This is a genomic window from Sphingobacterium thalpophilum (assembly GCF_038396785.1).
Classification (GTDB): domain Bacteria; phylum Bacteroidota; class Bacteroidia; order Sphingobacteriales; family Sphingobacteriaceae; genus Sphingobacterium; species Sphingobacterium thalpophilum_A.
Window position 1 is genome coordinate 2,059,813 of the sequence record NZ_CP151087.1, and the last position, 15,321, is coordinate 2,075,133.

The following is a 15,321-nucleotide window of genomic DNA, read 5'->3' on the forward strand; positions in this document are numbered from 1 at the left end:
ATTTTCAATTAAAAGTTTACGTTAAGACCAAACACATTTGTTTTCACTTGTGGGTAGTAATTACCTCTAGAATCCGCTGGAGCCTCCGGATCAAATCCTTTAGCAAAACCAGTAAAAGTTAAGAGGTTTTGCCCACTATAGTATACCTTGGCCCCTTTAATACCGATTCTATCCGTAAACGTTTTTGGTAAGGTATAACCGAAGGTAATGTTCTTCAAGCGGACATAACTTGCATTCTGTATCCAAAAATCGGAAGGAGTGCCTGAAGGACTATTTTGTGACCAACTGGTCAATGCCCTCGGCATCGATCCATTTGGATTGGTCTCTGCATTGAAACGATCTGCAAAAATGGTTGTCGGTTTATCAGATCCCGAGATCCCGCCAATGGCTTCACCCCAAAGATAGCCCTGTACTTTAGCGGCCCCTTGGAAGAATAGGCTCAGATCAAAGTTTTTATAACTCATATTGGACGTCAGACCAAAGATGAATTTCGGATCAGGCGAACCTAGATATACACGGTCATTTCCATCGATTTTTTTATCGCCATTCTGATCTTTATAGATAATATCACCAGCACCTACAGTTCCATTTACGCCTTGAATGCCACTGTTTTTATATTCTTCATCCGAACGATAGATTCCTGCTGTTTCGTAGCCATAAAACGAACGGATTGGTCGGCCCTGCTCATAGATATAGAAAGTTCCATTGACCTGTGGTTCGTCGCTCGCCCATTTTTTAATCTGGTTGTTGATATAAGAACCGTTTGCGGCAATGCTATATTTGAAATCTCCGATACTATTTTGATAATTTACTTGTAGCTCTACCCCATTATTTTGTACTTTCCCTGCATTTTGGTAAGGTGCTGGAAGACCATATAAGTTCGATACAGGCAGTTTTAACAATACCCCATCAGTTTTACGGTCAAAGTATTCAAATACAAAGCCTAGATTATTTTTGAAGTTCAGGTCCAAACCAATGTTGGTGCTTGTCGTTGACTCCCATTTTAATATTGGGTTTGCCGATTCTACGATGGCTCCACCGGAACTGATCTCACCACCAAAAGAATAGTTATAACCAGGAGAAATGGTAAATAAGCCTGGATAATAAGCGTCTGAAGAAGGATATGAATTGTCTGATGTTGCCGCTAATTGTTGGTTTCCTAGTTTACCCCAACCGCCCCTTAATTTCAATTCTGAGATTACATCAGACAACGAGGATTCTTTAAAGAAATCTTCCTGAGAAATACGCCATCCTGCTGAAAAAGACGGGAATGTACTCCAACGATTGCTTCCCAAGAATCGCGATGTTCCATCACGTCTCACATTGGCTTCCAATAGGTACTTATCCGCAAATGCATAATTGATACGACCGAAGAAAGAGCGTAATATTAGCTTTTTGGCTCCCCCATCGACTTTCATTCCGTCTTTGCTGCCCAAATTCAGTTCTGAAAAATCATTATTTAAGAAACCTTGTGCATAAGCACTGGAGTAATCCGCACGGAATGTTTCATCCATAAAACCACCTAAAACATTGATCTGATGGTCACCAATCTTTTTGTCATAGGTCAACAAGGTTTGAAAAGTCAATCGTTCAGATTGAAAGTTGTAAACAGTCAGATTATTCACCCCTTGCTTAGGTCCCAAATCACCGTTCGGTGCATAGTATTGGATGTCTTTGACGAATTTGGAAGACATATTGTCGATCGGTTGAAAGCCAACAACTTGTTTGATCTTCAATCCATCCATAATCTTAAATTCACCGGAGAAATTGACCTGCGTATGTTTATTGATCATATTGTCCTTTGCCTCCAGATCCATCCAAGCGATTGGGTTACCGTCGCTACCACGACCATACACACCATTGCTATATTTGTATGGAATAAAACTAGGAATACGATTTACCTGTCTAAAGATCTGTGCCATGTCACCTGTATAAGGGTTTACGGGTTCGGTAATACGTTGATAGTTATACGCCAGCCCTAAATCAAATCGAAGCCTGGAAGACACTTTTGCCCCCACATTTGTGCGTAAATTATACCGGTCCGAACTCGCTACTTTAATAACACCTTTCTGCCCTAGATAGCCTCCGGAAGCCATATACTGCACATCTTCTGTTCCTCCTGTAACCTGCAAATTATGCGATTGCTGGAAACCTGACCCTTTATACAACAACCCTAACCAATCTGTATTGGGATGACCGTCCGGATCAGATCCATTTTTGAAAAGTTCTAGATCCTGCTGGGAGAAACGCTGCGTCTTCCCTTCATTTTTAAGAGCCTCGTTTAAGATGACAGCATGGTCATAAGAGTTCATATATTCCGGTAGACGTGTTGGATCCTGAATACCGGCATAGCCTGTATAATTCAATTGCGGCTTGCCACTACCGCCCTTTTTCGTCGTAATCAAGATAACGCCGTTTGCAGCCTTAGATCCATAAATTGCTGCACTAGGTCCATCCTTCAGTACCGAAACACTTTCAATATCGTTGGGGTTGATGTTATTCATCGAGCTTTCTATTCCATCGACAATAACAAGCGGATTTGCATTATTGATAGTACCTAGGCCACGGATTCGGATCGTACCGTTGTCTTTACCGGGCTGTCCTGAATTTTGAGTAATTGTTACACCCGAAAATTTACCCTGGATCGCTGAGGATACATTTGTAACGGGACGGTCCTGTAGATCCTTTGACGTGATCGCCTGTACAGCACCAGTTAGATTTACTTTCTTTTGTTTAGCGAATCCCACAACGACCACTTCCTCCAAAGCCTCATTATTACTTTCCAGCTGAATTGATAGGGTCGTTCCTGTAACTGTCACTTCTTTGGTTTTGTAGCCAACGCTGCTAACAAGCAAAATATCTCCCGCTTTAGCTCGAATTGCAAATGTTCCCTTTGCATCTGTCGATGTCGATACCGATGTCCCTTTGACCGAAACAGTCGCAGCCGCAAGAGGACCATCTTCTGCGGTTACTTTCCCGGTAACTTGGTTCTGAGCGGCCTCTTTTGCTGTATGTTTAAATGCAATCGGCATTTCTTCGGCCCACAAATTTTGCGAAGACGCAACAAGAAGAGCAATAGCAAGCAGGCTTACCTTTTGGTTACTTGTAAATTTTGAAATCATAATTAAATAGTTAGTAAAATTGAGTCTGTCAGTTTAGTATTAGAGTGACTGGTTCAGTACGTTAAATTAGAGGGATATTTTATGGGAACAAAACAATGGTGTCACGAAATCGATTGCGCAAATAACGCAATCGATTGTCTTTTATTTATTGAAATTCACTTTGTCACTTTTTTAGTATAAAAAACAATGCAACCGGCTGCATCCAAGCTGAAACGCTGTTGTTATATTAAAAACAAATACTTATATGTTCCATTAATACTTTATTAATGGACTATTAATTGGGTTAATTGTAAATAGCTAATGGAAAACAACTATCTATAACAAAAGCGCTGTTGATCGATGATCAACAGCGCTTTTTACTTTTTTACTTTCTGGCGTGATTATGCTGGTAAGCAAGCTATGTTAGTTTCCCCAATTTCGATTTGCTCTATCCCCCATCACAAATTCCAATGTGCCACCTTTCAGCACGTCGGCATGGGTCAGCTGTGGAACGTTCAGCGGCTGCCCATTTAATTTCGCCGATTGAATGTATTTGTTTTTTGCAGATGCATTCTTGCCGATAATTACAAAAGACTTGCCATTAGGAAGCTGCATGCTCACTTTCTGGAAAAATGGAGAGCCGATGCTGTAGGAAGTCAGACCTGGTGTTACAGGATAGAAGCCCATTTGGGAAAAGACCACAAAAGCTGACATCCCTCCACCGTCTTCATCGCCCGGTACCCCCATAAGATCGTTTCTAAACCACTCACCGATCAGTTTATGTATCCGTTTCTGTGTCATCCAAGGTTGTCCGGCGTAATTGTAGAGATAAGGAATATGCAAAGCCGGCTCGTTCGCCATGGAAAATTGTCCAACATTACCTGTATGATCGGGAAGCTGCCCATAAAAATCAAATTTCGACCGACCCAAAGGTTGCTGAAACATCTCATCAAGGTATTTGACAAACAATTCATTTCCCCCCATCAATTTGATCAGATCCGGAATGTTGTGCTGTACATCCCAACGATATATCCACGCATTGTTTTCACCATAATACTCCCGTGCTCCCTGTCCGCCAGAAAACACATAATCAAAAGGCATGATAAAATTTCCTTTGTCATCTTTGGGATGGAAAAATTTGGTCTGTTCGTTGAAAAGATTTCTATAATTGAAAGATTGCTTCATAAAGAGATCATAGTCAGCCTGGTTACCCAATTCTTGAGCAAGCTGTGCCAAGCACCATAAGTCGTAAGAGGTACCCAAGGTTACAGCGACAGGCTGTCTCCGTTCAAAACCGTTTACTTCTGGTATCGTTTCTTTCTCACCTGGATATAATGCTGGAATATAGCCTTTCTCCTTAAAAAATTCGTCTAATTTCCCCGCGGCTTTTCCCGACCAAGGAGCTAGCGTCTTTTCTGTAATCGCACCTTTTGCTGCCAGATAGGCTTTCTTGATGTCAAAATTACGTACTCCTTTGCGGTAAGCATCCAACAAAGTTGCTACACCATGATTGGAATTCATCCGTCTACTATCACCCGTAATCTCAGGGAAAGTAGGTAACCAAGGCTGCTCCATCTGTTCAGACATCCGGACAAAAGAATTAAGGATCAAGGATTCTGTGCCAGGCTCTAACAGTACCCGCAATGGATGATGTGCCCGGTAGGAGTCCCAGATCCAGTCATCGGTAAAAAAAGGTTTGCCCTCGTCCTGATGGACCTTACCGTCGAACGCACTATAATAACGGCCATCCTCAGAAATATTGACTGGCCTTTCGTAGGTGCGGTATAAGGAGGTATAAAACACATGTTTATTGGACTCATTGTCGCCTTCCACGGCAATTTTACCTAAAGCGTCGTTCCATATTTTACGGCCTTTTTCAGCCAGCTTCTTTTGATCAAAGTCGCTGATTTCACGCTTTAAATTGGCTTTTGCCTGTGCGACATCGATAAATGAAACACCATATTTCATGCGCAAGCTAGTCCCTGCCTGATTGAACTCCAATACCATACACGAATTCTTACCAACAGCTTCTGTTGCATTTTCAAGTTGTTGGCCTTGCAGTCGCTTTACCGCAACAGGCTTGGATTCGGGAATAGCATAAATATACACATGCGTTCCATTACCAATATCCTGTGTACCCGAAAGTCCCTGTCCGTCCCATTGAAGTTTTCCTTCCTGCGAGTTGAACTGAAGATATTTTGTAGAAGTTGTTGGAAACGTAAAGGTATACATCCCCGACTGATGCGACAGCGCATAGTCTACCTGAATATTCTCCTGATCCAACAGCACCGAATAGGCATACGGATGTATTTCCTCCTGATCGTAACTATACAGTTGTACCGGTTTCAAACTGCCTGGCAATTTCACCATGGGACTAAGATTGAATGCCGATTTTCCACGATGGCTGGTAACGATAAGCGGCAGACCGAACAGACGGTCTGACGTATAGTCTCCACGCTCAGGATAAACGCGCAAAAGGCTGTTTGGCAAGTGGACTGTTGGATAGGTTGGCACCAATAAATGGCTGATGTTGCCCATATAAGGATTGACATAGTCAACATAATCTTTCGTCATTTTAGCTTGGGAAAAACCTTTTAGCATACTGACCGAAAGAAGAGAACAGCAGCATATTGTGCGTAACAATGTATTGGTTTTACGTTTGATATTCTTCGTTAGCATTTTAAACAATTAAGTGTTCGATGGTTTAAGGGCGAAACAGTTGTTCCGCCCCTAAAGTTAATTTTTTTTGGCAACATATCGTCTTCGTGTCCATCGATTATTTGGGACCTGTCAATAATCCAGTCTGCTTTACCTTCTTGATACTGCCGTCCTTATTGTACTCTAAGCGGTCTACGCAGATAGAGCGAAGCCCATCGGTGAATTCGCCATTTTTTTGTGACATTTCACTGTGATGGTAAAAAGCATACCATTTACCTTTGAACTGCAAGATAAATGTTGATTGATGTAGTGCGTAAAAAAAACGCTACGCTTTACGACTTAATTTGGATGTTGAACGATTATCCCTATATTCGACAAGCCAATCCCATAGGGAACTTGTGCGATATAAACCAATTTATCAATAGCAGGACATCATGAACATCCTAAAACCTTATTTACTTATCCTTCTCCTACCATTTATTTATTTTGACAGCCTTGCACAGTCCGCGACGAAGATTATCGATCTTTCCACCTATGGTGTTGTTCCCAACACGGGCAACAATAGTACTGCATTGGTCAATAAAGCTATTCAATCCATCTTCAGCAAGATTGGCAAGAAAGAACCTATTATTTTAAAATTCAAAAAGGGACGTTATGACTTTCATCCAGAAGGGGCGCTAACCCGCGAATACTACATCTCCAATCACGATCAGGACAACCCCAAAACCGTAGGTATGGCATTTGAAAATTGCGACAACATCACAATTGATGGACAAGGATCAGACTTTATCTATCATGGACGCATGTTACCTATCGCATTGATCGAGAATAAAAACCTCACGTTGAAAAATATCCACATCGATTTTGAGCGCCCTCAGATCTGCCAGGTCAAGATTTTACAAAACGATACAATCAACGGTACAATTACTTATCAAACTGCACCTTGGGTAACCTATACGATCAAAGACAGCATATTTTACAATACCGGTGAAGGCTGGCAACTGAGACCGACATCGGGGATTGCCTTTGAAGAAAAGACCAAACGGATAGTCTATAATACAAGCGATATCCGCGTGGGCACAACCAAAGTGAAAGAGCTCTCTCAGGGTATTATTCAAGCGCAGCAATGGAAGAATAGCAAGCTTATACCGGGTACCGTCGTTGCCATGCGCGCGGGATTTCGTCCCAGTCCGGGCGTATTTGTCCATAAAGGAAAAAATATACGACTTGAAAATATCGCCGTCCATTACGCCGAAGGCATGGGTTTGCTAGCTCAATTAACGGACAACATCACATTGGAAGGTTTCCGAATTGCACTTCGCAGCGATCAGGATCCGCGTTATTTTACAGCTCAGGCCGACGCAACACATTTTTCGGGTTGCAAGGGTGTTATTGTATCGAAGAATGGACTGTATGAAAATATGATGGATGATGCCATCAATATCCATGGCACCTACCTGAAGATCACCAAACGACTAGACGACAAAACATTGATCGGTCGTTATATGCACGATCAATCCTACGGATTTGACTGGGGCTACCAGGGGGATACGGTCCAATTTATCCGATCCAGTACAATGGAACTCTGGGACCAGAAAAATAAGATCCAATCCATTAGCGTTTTACGCGAGAAAGCCTCAGATCCAATCCGCGAATTCATGATTACATTAAGTAATGCTTTGGACCCAGCTATTGACCCAACAAAAATGGATATTGGCATCGAAAACCTCACATGGACGCCACGTGTGCTATTTAGTGGCAATACCATACGCCACAATCGAGCACGGGGTGCTCTATTCAGTACGCCAAAAAAGACCCTGGTAGAAAACAACCGCTTTGATCATACTTCAGGTACAGCTATTCTCCTGTGTGGCGATGCCAATGGTTGGTACGAAACGGGTAGCTGCCACGATATTCAAATCCGGAACAATACTTTTATCAATGCCTTGACCAATATGTTCCAATTTACCAATGCGATTATATCGATCTATCCAGAAATTCCGGATTTAAAAAATCAGCAGAAATACTTCCATAGCCATATCGTCATCGAAGACAACCGCTTTGAAACCTTCGATAAGCCTATTCTTTACGCCAAATCAGTCAATGGATTGGTCTTTCGCAACAATCAAATCAAGACCAATAAGGAATATCCTGCATTTCATTGGAATAAAAAGCCCTTATTTTTTGAACGTGTCGCAAATAGCATTATTTCAAACAATACGGTAAATGGCAAACAAAGTGATTTACAAACCTTGGATCAATAACAAGTCCCGATATTTAAACTATAAACTGTCCCTATGTTATTTCACAAAAACAATTTATCATTCACCCTTGCGGTGTTATTTATCGGTATGCATGTAGGAGGCCATGCGCAAACAGTCAACCGAACTAAAGTTAAGCAGAAGCACCAATCGGTATCCACAACAGAACGCCCCAATATTGTCGTGTTTTTTGTGGACGACCTCGGTTGGCAGGACATGTCCGAACCATTTTACAAGGTCAAAACGCCAATCAACGAAAAGTTTCATACCCCCTATCTGGAAACATTGGCCAAAGAAGCCATTAAATTTACCAATGCGTATGCAACACCGGTGTGCACACCTTCCCGGGTGAGCTTTCTGACCGGTTTAAATGCTGCTCATCATCGTGTCACCAATTGGACCCATCCCAAAGCTGACACCCCGACCGATAGCAAAGATGAATTGTTGAATCCACCGGATTGGAATATCAACGGACTAAGCCCTGTGCCCAATATACCACATACGATATATGCTACTCCATTTCCAAGCATCCTTAAGGCCAATGGTTACTATACCATTCATGTGGGTAAAGCACATTGGGGATCTGCCGGAACACCTGGTGCCAGCCCTTTAAATTTGGGTTTTATGGTCAATATTGCAGGACACTCCGCTGGGCATCCACAAAACTACTATGGCGAGCAGAATTACGGAAACCTTCCTGGTAAAGCAGGTTATCAGGCAGTTCCCGATCTTATGGAATACCATGGCACATCCACATTTTTAACGGAAGCCTTAACCCGGGAGGCGCTGAAGGCACTGGAGGAACCTATACGCCGTAAGGAGCCTTTTTTCCTTAATTTTTCCAACTATGCGGTGCATGTCCCGATCCAACCCGATCCACGTTTTGTACAAAAATACCTCGACCGCGGCTTAGATTCCACTGAAGCAGCTTATGCTTCACTAGTCGAAGGTTATGACAAAAGTATGGGTGATATCGTTCAATTTCTTAAAGACAAAAACCTGTACGATAACACCGTCATTATTTTCCTTAGCGACAATGGCGGACTAAGCCTCAGCCCAATGCGCACCGGACCAAGCCATACACAGAACCTACCATTAAAAGCTGGGAAAGGGTCGGTTTACGAAGGTGGAATCCGGGTTCCTCTGTTGATCAAACAGGCCAAACAGCACCCTGCAAGCACAGATGCTACCCCTGTTATGGTCGAAGATCTCTTTCCAACGATTCTCAGTTTAGCCAAAATAGATCGCTATCAGCTCGTACAGGAAAAACCAGATGGAAAAAATCTTTTGCCCTTAATGGAAGGTAATAGGTCCGACAATTGGAACAGCCGTCCATTGGTATGGAATATCCCCAACAAGTGGACAGTACCAGATGGCCCTGGAATCAACTTTTTCTCGGCAATAAGACAAGGAGATTATAAGTTACTTTACGACATGAAAAATGGGAAGCTTGAACTTTACAACCTGCAGCAAGATATCGGTGAACTCAACAACCTTGCCCCAAAAATGAAAGGAAAAACCAGCGAGCTCAGCAAATTACTTTCTGATCAGCTCCGGACTTGGAAGGCTCAGTTGCCGACCTACAAAGCTACGGGACAGCAGATCCCCTATCCTGATCAAATTAAGCTGATGGATTAAGGGGCCTGCTTGGATGACTTATACAGCGAAGCCCCGATACAACGAAGCCCCGAAAGTACATATCGGGGCTTCGCTGGTTTATCCTCTCCTTCGAAGATACGATTTAGCAAAATCTGTTGCTATCCTGACAACTATCCTTTTTTTTCTTTTTTTGCAGATTCAATCAGTTCACGCATTTCTAATTTAATGTAATCAACATTAGGGGTCTTTTATTAATTTAAAATATTATTAAACCTTGACAATAAAAACCGAATTTTTTATGGCTCTGCAAGCATAAAACAAGATAAATTTCAGCACTCATCCAAAAACAAATGTACTTTTGACTATTTATTCGAAAAATTAAAAGTGAATTCTATTTTAATTTTATTCAACCTAATTTTGAGTTAATTACGGCTCAAAAACCAATTTCTTATGAATATAAGCCCAAATGATGATGTCAAATGTTTAATGAATTTCAAAAGATTAAACACAAAAAATAAAAAATACGTACAGATCTTGACCTTATTTAATAAAATCTGTAATATTGAAAAAAAGTTACATTCCTCAACCCTACCAATCTAAGGAATTCAACTTCACACTATCATATCATGAAAAACGATAAAGATCCAGCTCATAATGATGCAAGCTTGTTAGCTAGGCTCCGAGAAGGCGATTTAGAGGCTTTCAATATTTTGTATGATAAATATTGGTCTTTACTTTTAGATGAATCTTACAAAAGACTCGAAGATTTAGCTTCCTGTGAAGAGATTGTTCAGGATGTATTTATTGAACTTTGGGAACACTGTCCCAGTAGAGAGATTCACAACCTGAAATCCTACCTCATTGCATGCATGAAATACAAAGTCTTTGAAACCTATAAGAAAAACAAACGCAGAAATATCCTTATCGAAGAAAATCATCACCTTTATCGAAGTTATGAAATTCTGGAAGGAGATCAGTATGCCGAAAAGGATTTAAAATCTTTAATTGAACAATGGGTAGCCCATCTCCCACAAAAAAGAAAAGAAATCTTTAAAATGAGATACTTAGATGGACTTACCACAAAAGAAATTAGTGATTTGACAGAAACTTCCCAAAATACAGTTCAAAATCACCTCGGAGTATCAATTCAAAAATTAAAAAAACTTGTTATCCAACATTTTTTGACGCTACTCATAATTTTATACAACTGTAAATAAGTAAATTACAAATAAACACCAATTTAGACTAGTACATTTTTTCCTTTTAGGGGCACTATTTAAGTGAACATTGTACTAATCATATGCAATATCCTAACCAAGAGCTCGAAAAGCTAATTGACAAATACTTAAAAGGCGAAGCCAATTCGGAAGAAATGGACGTCGTAGAACGTTTTTTCGATTCATTTTCATCCCGACCGAATTTAATCAAAACACTACCCGATCATGTACAGAAAGCACTCAAAGCACGCATTCATGGCAGAATTATAAAGAAACTGACTCGGAGGAATCAGAAAACATTCAATTTCCCTAGAATTGCAGCAGCTGCAGCTATCCTCTGTATCGCTTTTACAGCTCTTTATCTTTACAAAATTGCGCAACCAAACAATCGAGAAATTACGCTAACAAACGGACAACAGCAGCGAATTGTTCTAGAAGATGGTACAAAAGTTACACTTAATGCTTCGAGCAAAATAATCTATCCCGCCTCATTCAAAGATTCCAGCACACGTGAAGTTACTTTGATTGGGGAAGCATTTTTCGATGTCGCCAAAAATCCATCCAAGCCCTTCCTTATTCATACACCAAGAATGGAAATTAGCGTACTGGGAACCGCTTTCAATGTGCGCGATTATGCCGAAGAAAATAATGCCCAAACAGCTTTGGTACGTGGCAAAGTATCCATCTGGAAAAAAGGAACTGACAATCAGAAATTTATATTAAAGCCCAAAGAAAAGTTTGTGATCAGAAAGGTATATGGAGTTGAAAAGGAATTCCCATCTACAACTACTAAAACCGCATCGGCTCCTATGGCAATAGCTATTCAGCCATTTTCCATCTCTGAAAAAGACGGATCCGCGTTAGAAACCGAATGGTTATTAAATCGGATTACCATTCAAGATGATAGATTACTGGATATCGCCTTAAAACTAGAACGCATGTATGGCGTGGAAATTAAAATTACAAACAAAGCAGTTGCTAACCAACGCTATTCAGCAACATTCGAAAACGAACAACTAGAAAATATCCTAAAAGCATTACAAACTGTCAATTACTTTCAAATTAAAAAAACGGGGAAAAATCAAATACAACTACTCTAAAAACAATCAACCTATATAACTCACATGAACAAAACAAAACCCAAATTTAGAAAAGAGTCGAGATTGGCTTTACTGCTCATTTGTCTTAGCGCCATGCATATACAGAGCTTCGCCTATTCTCAAACTGAAAAAATTGATGTCTCCGTCCAGGGAGGAAAACTCGAAGATGTATTTCAAACAATCAATGACAAGAGCAAATACAAAATGTTCTTTAGCAAATCGACTCTCCCAAACTCGACAATCAATATTGTTGGAAAGAAAATCAGTGTAAAAGATCTTCTTTCCCAGTCTCTGGCCGGGAGCAACCTAACATGGGAAGTATTGGACAATGACATTATCGCTATAAAAGAAAAAAAAGAGAATCAGCAACACATTGCGGGCCAAGTAGTCAATGAAAATGGAACGCCTTTGGCAGGAGTATCTGTTATCATAAAGGACTGGCAAAAAGCAGAATACCGCAATATGCAAACGAGTACCGCAACGGATGTCAATGGACAATGGGGACTGCGTATTCCAAATGACGATGTCATTATTACTTTTTCTTTTATTGGTTATCAGAAGGTTGATATCACTGCAAAGCAGCTTATTGCCAATTCTACTCCTATTAAACTGAAACCGGAAGAAGGAAGCTTAGAAGAAGTGGTTGTTATTGGCTACGGTACGACAACACGTAGACTGAATACGGGATCAGTTGCTTCGATCACAGCGAAGGACATTACCTCTCAACCTGTAAGTAATCCCCTTGCCGCACTATCGGGAAGAATGTCCGGTGTATTGATCGCCCAAAACAATGGTGTGCCCGGAAGTGCTGTTCAGATTCAGATTAGGAATCAAGCGTCATTAAGTGGAACAACCTCTGGTTCAATACCGCTATACGTGGTTGATGGAGTTCCATTTACCAATTTTAACGGCGGACAACCTGCAACAGATAACCTCAATTCATTTGGTATCTCAGCTTCTTCAGGCGGCTTAAGTCCCTTCAGCATGATTAATCCAGCGGATATTGAACGTATCGATGTCTTGAAAGATGCCGACGCTACAGCGATCTATGGTAGCCGGGGCGCAAATGGTGTCGTATTGATCACCACAAAAAAAGGATCTGCAGGTCGTACTCGCATTGGTGTAAACTTTAACACTGGATTTACCGAGGTCAACCACTTTATCCCTATGTTGAATCTAGAACAATATCTCACGCTAAGAAAAGAGGCTTTTGCTAATGCTGGAGTTACACCTACAGCCGATAACGCTCCAGATCTTATGTTATGGGATCAGAACAAATCGACAGATTGGCAGAAAATGCTGATTGGAAACAAAGGACATATTACCGACGTTCAAGCGAATATGTCTGGTGGAAACGAATCTACCCGTTTTTTCTTTAATTCGGGATATAGACGCGAGAGTACTGTTTTTTATGGAGATAGCAAAAACAGTCGCTTTACCTCACGGTTAAACTTGGATCACACCTCCTCTGACAAAAAATTCAATGCCGCTTTATCAGTTAGCTATGCCAACGACAATTCCGATATGCCTTCCTCTGATGTCACATCTCTCTACAATTTGCCCCCCAATTATCCAATCTATAGTGACAATGGAAAATACTATTGGTTACCGTCATCAGCTTTTATTGACAACCCAATCGCCTTGCTCGAACGGAAATACTTTGGTAATACCAATAATCTGATCTCGAACGCCAATCTGAGTTACAAAATTCTACCTGGACTGACAGCAAAAGCAAATTTTGGCTATACCATCACACAGTTGAACCAAAATAATCAACGCCCAATTACTTCCTTAAATAACACCGTCTCCAACCCGCTTGGATCTTCCAGTTTCTCTAATACAAAGGCCGAAAATTGGATTATTGAACCGACATTGGATTATGTAAAAAGTATCGGCGAAGGTAAATTTACGGCATTAATTGGAACAAGTTTTCAGCAAAATTCATCCCGTTCACAGACAACCAATGGTTCTAATTATTCAAACGATGCACTTTTAGGTTCGCTCAGTGCCGCAGGATTATTCACTGCCAGCAATAACCTCGTATATTACAAATACAATGCACTATTCGGAAAAGTAAATTACGACTGGAAAGAGAAATATTTGTTTAATGGAACTTTTAGAAGAGATGGCTCATCTCGTTTTGGACCTAAAAACCGATTCGGAAATTTTGGAGCAATAGGGCTAGGATGGGTCTTTGGAAAAGAGGATTTTATACAAGATAATCTAACGTTTTTAAGTTTTGGTAAATTGAGAGCGAGCTATGGAACTACAGGTAATGATCAAATTTCAAATTACCTTTATCTTCCACTCTACTCTTCAACAACCGCATATCTGAATAATCCTTCCATGAATATTGGAACACTTCCAAATGAATATATCAAGTGGGAAACAACCAAAAAACTGGAGTTTGCTTTAGATCTAGGTTTCTTGAAAGATCGAATTTTGTTTACGGGAAACTTTTTCAGAAATCGTTCTTCTGACCAGATAACTGATTTAGTTTTAAGTACTCAAACGGGCTACAACAGTTACAAAGAAAACCTACCGGCATTGATCCAAAATACAGGCTTGGAATTGGAGTTGAATACCACCAATATTACAAATGAAAATTTTACATGGAAAACATCTGCTAATTTCACGTTTTATAAAAACAAACTTGTCGAATTTCCTGGAATTGAAAACACATTTTATTCAAGTAGCTTTCTAGTTGGTGAGCCGCTCAATATGGTCCGTTTGTATCACTATCAAGGTGTAGACCCCACAACAGGAAGAGCGTTATACGAAGACCGCAATGGCGATGGGGCTATAACGGGCGATGACCGATACGTTGCTAACTTAGGTACACCTTTCTATGGTGGATTTAACAATACTTTTTCCTACAAAGGCTTCGAGCTCGGTGTATTTTTTCAATTTAACCACCGCTTTGGAGTAACTAAAATCCTCAACACGAGACCGGGGGCTATGCTCAACCAAAATGATTACTGGTTGGACAGATGGACACCAAATAACAGCAATACCAATATCCCGGGAGCAATTATCCCGACAGTACCGGCATCTTCAGCTGATGGAGTTGCATTAAGCAACTCTTATAATCAATATACCAGCTCTGATGCTGTCTATGGGGATGCTTCCTATATTAAATTGAGGTCTGTCAATTTATCTTACAACCTGCCCAAAAGCTGGACTTCGAGATTAAAAATGTCTAATTGTAATGTATTTATGCAAGGGCAAAATCTCTTTACTTGGGCCAAGAACAAATATGTCCTGGATACCGAAACGACCGTGCAAGGCGGTCCATCTGGTTTAGGAACTGGAACGATTGCCCAGGTATTGCCTCCATTGCGGACGATTGTATTTGGATTTAACTGTCAATTTTAAAACTAGAGAT

Annotated in this window: 8 protein-coding genes; 5 read left to right on the forward strand and 3 right to left on the reverse strand. The window is 40.7% G+C overall.

The features are described 5' to 3' along the window. Positions 1-8 precede the first annotated feature (8 nt). The 3 genes from AACH28_RS09230 to AACH28_RS09240 form a co-directional block, all read right to left on the reverse strand. Complete coding sequence (locus AACH28_RS09230; RefSeq protein ID WP_201639549.1) at positions 9-3,122, reverse strand: TonB-dependent receptor; 3,114 nt, start codon at positions 3,120-3,122, stop codon at positions 9-11. Positions 3,123-3,524: 402 nt separating this feature from the next. Next, a complete protein-coding gene (locus AACH28_RS09235) occupies positions 3,525-5,780 on the reverse strand; it encodes a GH92 family glycosyl hydrolase (protein ID WP_341832767.1) in 2,256 nt (751 codons plus the stop codon). A 97-nt stretch (positions 5,781-5,877) separates the two neighbouring features. Next, positions 5,878-6,003 carry a hypothetical protein gene (locus tag AACH28_RS09240; RefSeq protein WP_286802355.1) on the reverse strand — a complete coding sequence of 42 codons (126 nt, stop codon included), beginning with the start codon at positions 6,001-6,003 and terminating at the stop codon, positions 5,878-5,880. Between the two features lie 190 nt (positions 6,004-6,193). Between AACH28_RS09240 and AACH28_RS09245 the strand changes: the two genes are divergently transcribed. The 5 genes from AACH28_RS09245 to AACH28_RS09265 all read left to right on the forward strand — a co-directional run bounded on the left by AACH28_RS09245 (position 6,194) and on the right by AACH28_RS09265 (position 15,311). After that, a complete protein-coding gene (locus tag AACH28_RS09245) occupies positions 6,194-8,023 on the forward strand; it encodes a right-handed parallel beta-helix repeat-containing protein (protein WP_341832768.1) in 1,830 nt (609 codons plus the stop codon). Positions 8,024-8,056: 33 nt separating this feature from the next. Beyond that, a complete protein-coding gene (locus AACH28_RS09250; protein ID WP_286802350.1) occupies positions 8,057-9,658 on the forward strand; it encodes a sulfatase in 1,602 nt (533 codons plus the stop codon). 587 nt (positions 9,659-10,245) lie between these two features. After that, a complete protein-coding gene (locus AACH28_RS09255) occupies positions 10,246-10,836 on the forward strand; it encodes an RNA polymerase sigma factor (protein WP_075991593.1) in 591 nt (196 codons plus the stop codon). A gap of 83 nt (positions 10,837-10,919) precedes the next feature. After that, entirely contained in the window at positions 10,920-11,936 is a 1,017-nt protein-coding gene (locus tag AACH28_RS09260) for a FecR family protein (RefSeq protein ID WP_075991592.1), read from the forward strand. Positions 11,937-11,960: 24 nt separating this feature from the next. Continuing rightward, positions 11,961-15,311, forward strand: coding sequence for a TonB-dependent receptor (locus tag AACH28_RS09265; protein ID WP_341832769.1), 3,351 nt, complete (start codon positions 11,961-11,963; stop codon positions 15,309-15,311). Positions 15,312-15,321 lie beyond the last annotated feature (10 nt).